The organism is Ramlibacter sp. WS9, from assembly GCF_003797765.1.
In the GTDB taxonomy this organism is placed as follows: Bacteria; Pseudomonadota; Gammaproteobacteria; order Burkholderiales; family Burkholderiaceae_C; genus Ramlibacter.
In genome coordinates this window covers 1-10,272 of the sequence record NZ_RKMB01000058.1, presented here as the reverse complement: position 1 = coordinate 10,272, position 10,272 = coordinate 1, and the positions used below count along the sequence as shown (strand labels likewise).

Here is a 10,272-nt window from a genome sequence, read left to right as displayed (position 1 = left end):
GTTCTGGGCAGCGTGCTCGGGGGCGGCTCACAGGCGGGCGCCTCGGACGATAACGCGCCGCTGGGCGGGAAGGGCGCCTTGCTGGCGATGCTGCTGCCGCTCGCCATCCAGCTGATCCAGCGCAACGGAGGTGTCGGCGGCTTGATGGACCAGTTCCGGCAGGCCGGGCATGGCCAGCAGGTCGCTTCGTGGCTCTCCACGGGCGAAAACGAGCCGGTCGATCCGCAAGCGGTGGGCCAGGTCATCGGCATGGGCGAGTTGTCGCAGCTGTCGGAACGCCTCGGCGTGTCCAGCGACCAGGTCGCCAGCGGGCTCGCGCAGATCCTGCCGCAAGTGGTCAACCAGCTGTCGCCCACGGGCGAGATGCAGCCGGACGCAGACGACACGCTCGATTCCGCGCTGTCGTCGCTGATGAAGAACTTCGGGCGTTGATGCCCGCCGCCGCGAAGTAGGGCTTTCGCTGGTGACTTCGTTCATAGGCCGCGCGCGGATCGGGAGCGACGGGTAGCCGATACAGCGAATGTCCCCCGTCGCGGCAAGCCGCTCCCTCCTCCTTTATTTCGCTGTATCGGCTACCCCCTCAGCGCGAACTCAGAAACCCAAGCATCTTCCCGCTGCACTCCGGCCACTCTGCTTGTCAAGCGAACGTTGAGGCTGAGGAGCGCCGGGGTACCATCGGCGGTTCCATGGCCGAAACCACCATCGTCACCGACGAATACAAGCTCTTCCCTTCGCCGCGCAACCGGCACCGCGAAATCTTCGCGCACGAGGTGTTCGTGCCTCATCCTTACGCGCTGGTGGATTTGCCTGCGATGGGTTTGAAGGGCAAGCACAGCCTGTTCGCGGCGCACCGCCTCGCCGATGGGAAGAACGGGCAGCTCGTCACGTTCGAGCTGGAAGCGGACGTGGCCACATTCAACGCGAAGTTCGTGCCATGAATCAGACGAGCAACGGCCACGTCGCGCTGTACTGGGATTTCGAGAACCTGCACGCTGCGCTGTGCGAAGAGAAAGACCCAGGCGCTTACGCCCGCCCCGACAACCGTTTCAAACCGCAGGAGCCGCTGGTCGACGTGCAAGCCATCGTCGACATGGCCGCTTCTTTCGGTCCCATCGCGATCAATCGCGCGTATTGCAACTGGCAGTTCTTCGCGCGGTACCGCGACGTGCTGATGCACAACGGGATCGAGCTGCAGCAGCTGTTCCCGCCGGGCTCCACCGCGAAGAACGGCGCCGACATCCGGCTGTGCCTGGACGCGGCCGAGGACGTGACGCGCTTTGCGCACATCGGCACCGTGGTGGTCGTGGGCGGCGACAGCGACTTCATGCCCCTCGCGCAGAAGATCAAGGCGGCCGGCCGGCGGCTCGTCGGTGTGGGCACGCGCAAGTCGACCAATGCGTACTGGGCCGCCAGCTGCCACGAGTTCCGCTACTACGAGCAGATCGAGAAGTCGCCCGTGGCGGCGGCCGCCGCGCCCGGCGCCGTGTAGTAGATTCTGATCATGCCTCCACAGCTCACCCGCGCCCGGGCGTGGGTCACCGAACTTGCGCTGCGCGTGTGGGCGCGGATCGCCGATCTCGCGCGCCGCGCCTGGGCCCTGGCCCGACTGCGTCCCTGGCTGGCGGGAATGCTCATCCCCGGCCTGGTGCTGCTCTATGTGCTGGCGCTGATACCCTTCACGCCCAGCATCTCGGACATCCGCAAGGCCAACTCCGAGGTGCCGTCCATGGTGATGTCTTCGGACGGCGTGGTGCTGGCGGAATTCCGGCGGCTCAACCGCCAGTGGGTGCCGCTTTCGCGCATCTCGCCACACGTGATCAATGCGCTGATTGCTACGGAAGACCATCGCTTCTACGAGCACCACGGCATGGACATGCGGCGCACGGCATCCGCTCTCTTGCAGACCATGCGCGGCAACATGCAGGGCGGCTCCACGCTCACGCAGCAGCTCGCCCGCAACCTGTACCCGGAAGAGATCGGCCGCTCGATCAGCATCAACCGCAAGGTCAAGGAGGCGCTGACGGCTTTCAAGATCGAGGCGGTGTATTCCAAGCAGGAGATCCTCGAGACCTACCTCAACACCGTGCCCTTCCTCTACAACGCCTTCGGCATCGAGATGGCGGCGCGCACCTACTTCGACAAGTCCGCGAGCAAGCTGGATGTGCTGGAGTCGGCCACGCTGGTGGGCATGCTCAAGGGCACGAGCTACTACAACCCGGTGCTGAACCCGGAGCGCGCGCGTGACCGCCGCAACATCGTGCTGGCGCAGCTGGTGAAGCACGGCAAGCTGGATGCCAAGCGGGCCGATGTGATGGCCAGACAGCCGCTGCGGCTCGACTTCGAGCGGCAAGATCAGGCGCTGGGCCCGGCGCCGCATGTGGCGCAATGGGTGCGCAAATGGCTGATCGCATGGGCCGACGCGCGGGGCCTGAACATCTATGCCGACGGGCTGGTCGTGCGCACCACCCTCAATTCGCGCATGCAAAAGGCGGCCAACCAGGCGTTGGCGCGCCAGCTCGACGCGTTGCAACCCCTGGCCGACCGCCGGCGCAGGAAAGGTGAAGACAAAGTACCGCTGCATTCCGGCTTCATGGCGCTGGACCCGCGCAACGGCCACGTGCTGGCCTGGGTGGGCAGCCGCGATTTCGCGCAGGAACAGTTCGACCACGTGAACCAGGCCAGGCGCCAGCCGGGCTCGACTTTCAAGCCGTTCGTGTACGGCGCCGCTTTCGAGCAGGGCATGAGCCCCATGGACGAGTTGATGGACGAGCCGGTCGCCATCCGCATTCCGGGCGGCGGGGTGTGGGAGCCGAGCGACGGCACGCCGCCGTCGGGCGGGCCGATGTCGCTGCGCGACGGCCTTGTGCATTCGCGCAATACGATCACCGCGCAACTGATCATGAAGGTGGGGCCGGATCGCACCGCGCAGCTGGCCCGCGCGATGGGCGTGCGGACCAGCAAGCTCGAAGAGGTGCCTTCGCTCGCGCTGGGCACGAGCCCGGTCACGCTGCGCGAGATGGTGGCCGCTTATGGCTCCATCGCCAATGGCGGGCGCTACATCGAGCCCGCGATGGTCTCGCAGGTGGAAGACCGGCAGGGCAAGGTGCTGCAGGCCTTCGAGTGGGCGCCGCCGGAGCAGGCCATGAGCTACCAGCAGTCGCTGGAGCTGGTGAACGTGATGCGCGGCGTGGTGGACGAAGGCACGGCGACGGCGATTCGCGCTCGCCTGGGCCAGCAGCCCGACGTGGCGGGCAAGACCGGCACCACGCAGGACAATACCGACGGCTGGTTCATCCTCATGCACCCGCAGATGGTGGCGGGCGCCTGGGTGGGTTTCAACGACAGCAAGATGGCCATGGGCGACAGCTGGGGGCCGGGTGCCCGCAGCGCGCTGCCGATCGTGGGCGAGGTGTTCCAGCAAGCGCTGCGCAACAAGTGGATCGACCCGCGCGCCGAGTTCGCCATCGCCCGCCCGCAGCCGAAACCGCCCGAGCCGCCGCCGCCGGTGTACCAGCAGCCCGACGTGGTGGATGGGATCTCGAACTTCTTGAACCGGTTGTTCAGGGGGTTGCGGTAGGGCACCTGCAGCATGGCGAAGCGAGTCTGCGTTTTCCCCTCAATAGGTTCCTAAGTTCTAAACTATTTTCTTTTCAGAATCGCCTAGACTGATAAAAAACATAGACAACGAAGGAAAAAGTCATCCATGTCGGCCGTCGGCTATGACGCGCCGCCATAGGCATCACCTACCTCCCGCCGCCACCCGAGGCGGTGCCCGGCCTGATGGAGCAGCTGATGCAATTCGCGAACAGCGCGCCCCAGCACGTGGATCCGATCGTCGCGGCGGCCGTGTCTTCTTTCGGGTTCGTCTACATCCACCCGTTCATGGACGGTAACGGACGTCTTTCGCGATTTCTATTTCACCACGCGCTATGTCTCTCTGGCCAGCTGACGCACGGCATGTTGCTCCCTGTGTCCGTGGCGATGAAGCGCAACGAGGAGCGCTATCTCGAAACGCTTCGCAATTTCTCGGCGAAGGTACGCGAGCGCTGGAGTGTCCGCTGGATCGACGGCGATGAGTTCGACATCCGCTTCAACGCGGACGACACCATCTATCGCTACTGGGACGCGACGAACGCGGTGGAGTTCGGCTTCCAGATGGCGGAGCAGGCCCTCCAGGTCGACCTGAGACAGGAAACCGTCTTCCTCATGCGATATGACAGGCTCCACCGTGCGACGGACCAGCGCTTCGACGTTCGCGGTGACGTGCTGAGCGAGTTGGTCCGGTTCACGCTCCTGAACGACGGAAAGGTGTCCAAGCGCCGCCGTGAGCAATACCAGGGCCGCGTCCCGGACGCGCTGTTCGACTTCCTTGAGGAGGCAGCGGCGAGAGACAAGTCCGACGAAAATCCGGCGCGGCCGGAAGGGCGGCATTAGGGAATGGGTCAATCCACCCTCCAGACCGCAGCCGAAACCACCCGAGCCGCCGCCTTCGGTGTACTAGCAGCCTAACGTGGTCGATGGGGTTTCGCACTTCCTGAACCGGTTGTTCAGGGGGTTGCGGTAGCGGCAGACTCCGCTGTCGTAGCGGCCCTAACCTCGAATTTCGCCGCCCGCGCCCTCTATCGAGCGCAACCTAAGCGCCCGCCCCGTGGATGTCAATGCATCCGCCTGTGCCGACCAGGGTTACGTCGGCGGGTATGGATTGCTCCGTCTCCGCGGAACCCTCTGCTGCGCCAGGCAAGAGCCGTACGCCCGCGACCAGCGACTCGGCCATGACGTGTCCCTCTGACGTGTGGCCTAAACCTGCCACGTGCCCAAGTTCATGGATCAGCACCGAGAGCATATCCATGTGCCCGGCCGCCGCGCCCCCTGGTAGTGCAAGCAGCCGACCGCCGTCTGCAAGTGCGAATTCGCCATCAGACGCAGGCGATAAATCGATGAACCAGCCATATTCAGCTGCATTGACGTCCAGGAACAAGACTCCACCTTCGCTCCAGCCGATATACGGGCCTTCGAGATCCGCGAAAGCAAAGGTGGTCGCGCGCATGGCATCAATCTGTGCTGCGCTGGATCCTGCGGCGATCCACCGGTCAATTGCCGCGTCCACGAGGAAGCTCAGATCGACGTTGAGGGGCGGCGGTGCGGTGGATGGAATGGCCTGGCCTTCGCCATCTCCAGCTATCAATGGAGCTCCCGGAGCCGTGGGCAACTCAGGAAGGTTCGGACCCGGAAGGGGACTCGCGGGCCCATTGCCGTATGTTGCTGCCGGCGGTCCGCCGCTTGTCACCAGCGAAACCGAGAAGGTCGTTCCATCCGGATTTTGCGCGTCGATGAACGCCTGTACGTTCGCTGCACTGTTCCCCCCGGAGTAGCCCGCGATGACGACATCGTTGGAACCAGCGGTCCTCATCCGGAAGTCGACGCCCCCCTGCGGCTCATTCCCGGCGTTGGCGATCAAGTTGTTCCGAACGTCAATGGTGATCTGGGCGTTGTCAGCGGAAAGAATACCGAAGTCGAACTGAATGCCGTGCAGCGAATTGACGGCATCGCCTGGGTCCGACACCGTATTGTTGATGACGGTTGCGACAAAGGTCGGGCTGCCTTCGCCGGCTTCAAGAACGATTCCCCGGTCGAAATACTCGCGCACAACGTTCCCCGAAATCAGCGTTGTGTGGGAACCGCCGGCGCCGCGTGCGCTGGCATGGATGCCCACCGCCTGCTCTGACCCGGAGTTAGCGACTGCGGGGTTGCCTATGACATTGTTTGTGATCTGTCCACTGAATACACCCGTGCCGCTTCCCTTGTTGACGAAGATAGCGCCTCCCTGCTTGTTCCCTATGAACGGATCGGCAAGTGTCCCGTTTCCGGAAATGTCGTACTCGAGCGAACCGTTGAAGCTCGCGCCGAGGACAAAAACCGACCCCGTTCCAATGCCCGGGCCGGAATACCCGCTTTGCAAATCATTGTTGTTGAAGGTGAGATCGACAACCGCATTGTTGATCAGCGACAGATTGAAGTGGTCGCCGCCATGTGCGGAGAAGATGTTATTGGAGATATTCGCCAGCACCGTGGCGGTCAACTCTGCTTCCAGCGAAAAGCCGTCCTCGAAGATGGTGTTGTGAATGTTGTTTCCGGTCGCCGTCAGGTTCAGCGTTCCGCTGCCGTTGTCGATCTCGATGTTGCGAGAGTTGCCTCCGGAAATGTTGTTGCTCAGGAAGCCGGACACGCCTGTCACGTTGCGAAGCGAGATTGCGCTTTCCTGGTTAAAACCGGATGAGGCATCCCCGTTTGTGCCGCCCACGACGCTATTGCGCAACACGAAACCATTCACTGTGGACCCGAGAATCCCATAGTTCGAAAAGTCGTGGATGTTCATGTAGCTCAGGTCTACGTCGAACGTATTGCGCAGAAAAATGCCGGCTCCCGTCGTGCCGGTAATCGCGTTCGTAGCCCCGTCTACGATGGCTGCCCCGTTCTTGTGCTGAATGACACCCCCAGTGTTGGCGCTGCCCGTTCCGGTAACCGTCAGGCCGCCGCTCGACCCGGTGTTGTCAAGGATGATGCCCGCGCCTGCGGTATCCGAGGCTGTGCCTGCGGCGATGCTCTCGAACTTGAGAGCGCCTGCGCCGATGGTGGTGTTGACGACGTTCAACGCCGTGCCTGTGGTCGTCACCAGCGTGTTGCTTGACCCCTGGATCGTCACTGTGCCGCCACCCGTCGCGCTGAAGCCGCCGCCGCTCGTCGTGTTGATATCCAGGCCGGTGCCGGATTGGTTGAATGCGATGGTCCCGGTGTTCGACGCCAGATTCACCCCGGCGCCGCTGCCGCTGGCATTCACCGTGATCTGCGACCCGGTGAAGTTGGCACTGCCACTCGTCGCGATGGAAATGCCGGTCCCCGTGCTCGTGTCGATGTCCAGCGTTCCGCTGAAGTTCACCGTGCCGGCCGTGTTGCTGATCTGGATCGCGTTGGCCGTTCCGGTGTTGTAGGTGTTGTTTCCAGAGAAGCCGATCGTCCCGCTCGCGATATCGGCGATGACCACGCCGGAGCCGTTGCCGCCACCGGTGTGCGAGACGGTGTTGGAGAACGTGATCGCGCCCGTCGCGTGGTCCTGGATGTCAACCGCTCGCGCCGTGCCCGTCGTGGTGACGGTACCGCCGAAGGCGATGGCCAGCGCACCGCCGGTGTTCGCACCGCCGGAGCCGTCTCCGACGAGGAACCCGGTGCCCGTCGAGCCGGAGATCGCGCCGGTCGTCACGTTGAACGTGCCTGTCAGCGCCGCCCCCGTCGCGGCCAGCTGCACCCCTTGCAAGGTCGAGCCGCTTGACGAGAGCGAATCGATCGTCACGGTGAGCGCGCCGCCGTTGTCGATGTCCACCGCCTGGCCCACGCCGGAGATGTCGATGTCGTTCATCGTCAGCGCGCCGACGGTTCCGCCTGTGTCGCTCACAGCCGTCTGGCCACCCAATGTGGTTGCGACATTCAAGCCGGTAACCTCATTTCCGGACGCCAGGTCGATGCCATGGGCGCCGATGCCGGTCACCGAGATGGTGGGTGTGGCTCCACTCGACCCCGTGCCGATCGTCACCACCGCTCCCGTTACCGGGTTCGTGAACTGCAAGGTCTGGCCCTGGCCGAACAGGTGTTCGCCCGTCACCAGGTTGATGCCGTCCGCCTCCGAATAGGTGCCCGTGCCCTGTCTGACGTAGACGTAGTCGCCCGACCCATCCGCTGCATTCGCGTTGAAGTCGTTGATGGTCTTGAACGGCGTCGCGGCCGAGCCGTTGCCGCCCGTGCCGCCACCGGTGTTGTCGATGATGAACACTTCCGGGATCACGCCGATGGAGATGGTGTCCGAGTCGGTCAACGTGCCGCCGGAGCCTTCGTTGCCCAGGTCGGACGTATTGATCTGCACAGTGGCCGTGCCGTTGAAGCCGTCGGTGCTCTTGAACACCAGCGACGCTAGCGTTGCATTCACGTCGGCGACGGTGCCCTGAATCGTGACCGTGCCCGTGCCATTCACGCCGGCAGTGACGCTGGCGCCGCCCGACAGGGTCAGGGTCGAGGCGCCGTTGGTGGTGACCACCTGGACCTGCACGTTGGCGGGGTTGGCGTCGAGGTCCGCGACGGAGATACCGGTCACGGCGAAGTTGGTGTTGGAAACCGCTGTGCCCAGCGAGGCATTCGTCGGCACGGTGTTGACCGGTCCGTCGTTGACGGCCGCAACGGTCACGGTGGAGGTCGCGCCGACGCTGGCCGCCGGCGCAGGTGTGCCGTTGTCCGTGACCGTCCAGGTGACGGTGCGGGCCGCGCTGGAAGGATCGTCGCTGGTGTTCTGGTAGGTCACCGACTCGAGCGCCGTTTCGTAATTCGCCAGCGTCTGGGTGCCCGACAAGGTCAGCACGCCCGTGCCACTGTTGTAGTTGCCGGTGATGCCCAGAATGTTGGTGAAGGCCAAGACGTCCTGCGTGCCGGCGAAGTTGCTTGTGATCGCTACCGTCGCGCCCGTGATGCTGTTGCTTTCGGGGTCCGCCAGCGCGAGCGTGCTATCGATGACGAGGGCGGCACCGTTCTCGGTGAAGGCGGCGGCGGGTCCGCCGGCACCCGTGATCGTCGGCGCATCGTTCACCGAGACGACGGATACCGTGCTGGTGACGGTGTTGCTCAGATTGTTGACGCCGCCGCCGTCGTTGACCTGGAAGGTGACGGTGCGGGCAGGGGTGTTCGGGTTCTGGCTGCTGTTCTGGTAGCCGACGTTTTGCAGGAATGTCTGGTATTGCGCCTTGGTGGCGACGCCGCTTGCCGTCAGGACGCCGGCCGCGGCGTTGTAATTGCCGGTGATGCCGCCGCTGTTGGTGAAGGTCAGCACGTCCTGCCCCGACACGAACCCGTTCGAGATGGTCACGGTGGCGGCGCCGATGTTGGCACTGTCGACATCGGTCACCGTGAGACCGCCGATGAGGGTTGTGGGCGCCGCATCCTCGGTGTACGACACCGCGGATGAGCCGGCCAGCACCGGCGCATCGTTCACCGCAGTGATGTTGATGTTGCGCGTGGCGGGGCTGCTGGGAAGGGCGCCGTCGGTCACCACCCATTCGACGGTCTTGGTGGCCGGCGGCGTGTCGCTCGTGCCGCTGAAAGTGATGGTGCGAATCGCCGCCTGGTAGTTGGCCACCGTGTCGGTGCCGGTCAACGTCAAGACGCCGGTGCCGACGACATAGTTGCCCGTGATGGTGCCGGTGTTGGTGAAATTCAGCACGTCGCCGGCCTCGAAGTTGGCCGAGATGCGGATGGTCGCGCCCGTGATGTTCGCGCTGTCGACGTCGGCCACTGCGATGTTCGCGTCGATGTCCTGGCCCGCCGCGCCTTCGGTGTAGACGGCGAAGCCGCCGTTGGGTGTGACCGTGGGCGCGTCGTTGGTCGGGGTGATGTTCACTGTCGCCGTGGCGCTGTCGACGTTGGTGCCGCCATCGCCGTCGTTGACCGTGAAGGTCACGGTGCGCGCGAGCGTCGATGGGTTGTCCGAAGTGTTGGCGAACGTGATGTTGCGCGACAACGCCTGCACAGCCGCCGGGGAGGCCGAGGCGTTCAGGCTGATGACCAGGTTGACGCCGTTCACGCCATTGAACGTGCCGTCGATGGTGCCGATGGTGACGCCGCCGTAGGTCACGTTGGAGCCGCTGACGCCGATCTGGCCGGCGGCGACACCTTCGTTGCGCACAGCCAGCTGGTCGGCCGCGGTTCCGTTGACGGTGAAGCCCACGGTGAGCGCTCCGCCGCCGAAGTCGGTGGAGTCGATGTCGGTGACCGTCGTCGCGCCCGCGATCACGGCAGCGGCGCCGTTCTCGGTATAGGCCAGCACGGCCGCAAGCGTATTGATATCCGGCGCGTCGTTGGTGTTGGTGACGTTGACCGTCGCCGTGGTCGAGCCGGCATCGGTGCCGCCGTCGCCGTCCACGACGGTGTACGTCACGGTGCGCGGCAGCGCTGAGGGATTCTCGGAGGTGCTGGCGAAGGTGATGGCGCGCGTGAGGGCCTGCACGGCCGCGGGCGTTGCATCGGCATCGAACGTGACGACCAGGTTGGTTCCGTTGGCACCGCCCGTGAAGGTGCCGAACGTGACGCCGGCAAAAGTGACGTTTGCGCCGCTCACGCCGATCTGGCCGGCGCCCACGCCGTCGTTGCTGATGGCCAGCTGGTCGGACGCCGTGCCGTTGGCGGTGAGGCTCACCGTGAGGGTGCCGGTGTCGAAGTTGGCGGAGTCGGGGTCCG

6 protein-coding genes are annotated in these 10,272 nt (G+C 64.6%); 5 read left to right on the top strand and 1 reads right to left on the bottom strand.

Annotation, left to right across the window (positions count from 1 at the left end):
• The 5 genes from EEB15_RS32470 to EEB15_RS32450 all read left to right on the top strand — a co-directional run.
• On the top strand, positions 1 to 432 hold a 432-nt coding region (locus tag EEB15_RS32470), incomplete at its 5' end, for a YidB family protein (protein ID WP_141514136.1).
• A gap of 254 nt (positions 433 to 686) precedes the next feature.
• Positions 687 to 938: a hypothetical protein gene (locus EEB15_RS32465; protein WP_141514135.1), complete on the top strand. Its 252-nt coding sequence runs from the start codon at positions 687 to 689 to the stop codon at positions 936 to 938.
• The gene (locus tag EEB15_RS32460; protein WP_141514134.1) at positions 935 to 1,489 is read left to right on the top strand and encodes an NYN domain-containing protein; all 555 of its coding nucleotides are present in this window, start codon (positions 935 to 937) and stop codon (positions 1,487 to 1,489) included. The genes EEB15_RS32465 and EEB15_RS32460 overlap by 4 nt, the downstream gene beginning before the upstream one ends.
• A 12-nt stretch (positions 1,490 to 1,501) precedes the next feature.
• Positions 1,502 to 3,577 carry a penicillin-binding protein 1A gene (locus tag EEB15_RS32455; protein ID WP_141514133.1) on the top strand — a complete coding sequence of 692 codons (2,076 nt, stop codon included), beginning with the start codon at positions 1,502 to 1,504 and terminating at the stop codon, positions 3,575 to 3,577.
• A gap of 155 nt (positions 3,578 to 3,732) precedes the next feature.
• On the top strand, positions 3,733 to 4,434 hold the full coding sequence (locus EEB15_RS32450) for a Fic family protein (protein WP_370284082.1): 702 nt from the start codon (positions 3,733 to 3,735) through the stop codon (positions 4,432 to 4,434).
• 199 nt (positions 4,435 to 4,633) lie between these two features.
• Here EEB15_RS32450 and EEB15_RS33900 read toward each other — a convergent pair.
• Positions 4,634 to 10,272, bottom strand: a 5,639-nt coding sequence (locus EEB15_RS33900) for a hypothetical protein (protein WP_158290301.1), incomplete at its 5' end; no start/stop codon positions are given.

Excerpts from the sequence above, each read along its gene's own strand:
- EEB15_RS32455 (WP_141514133.1), top strand. The coding sequence starts at position 1,502 with ATGCCTCCACAGCTCACCCGCGCCCGGGCGTGGGTCACCGAACTTGCG.
- EEB15_RS32460 (WP_141514134.1), top strand. The coding sequence starts at position 935 with ATGAATCAGACGAGCAACGGCCACGTCGCGCTGTACTGGGATTTCGAG.
- EEB15_RS32465 (WP_141514135.1), top strand. The coding sequence starts at position 687 with ATGGCCGAAACCACCATCGTCACCGACGAATACAAGCTCTTCCCTTCG.